Genomic DNA, 257 nt, shown 5'->3' with positions numbered 1-257 from the left:
GAGCAGTTGAGCCTGAAGAAGATGGACGCCTTTCAAGTTGTCCAGAACCTTCTTCACTTCATCTCGACTCATTACGACTGGTAAATACTGCGACTTCCGTGCTCTCACTGCGTCCACATTTCCAAGCGGTGATTTCATCACGTATCGATACAGAAACAACAGAGCAGCCAACGCCTGATTCTGAGTCGATGCCGAGACATTTCCGACATTCGCCAGCCATGACAGAAAACGAGTCACAGCGGCCGTCGGATCGGTGA

The 257-nt window shown here is 50.6% G+C and carries 1 protein-coding gene; it reads right to left on the bottom strand.

The annotated features are described in order from the left end of the window. The coding region (locus tag Q4563_RS20980; RefSeq protein ID WP_303605897.1) for a phage integrase N-terminal SAM-like domain-containing protein at positions 1-257 on the bottom strand (257 nt) is incomplete at both ends.

The sequence above is a fragment of the Gilvimarinus sp. 1_MG-2023 genome, assembly GCF_030548285.1.
The sequence above is the reverse complement of the archived record's forward strand: the minus strand, read 5'-3'. Positions and strand labels throughout refer to the sequence as shown.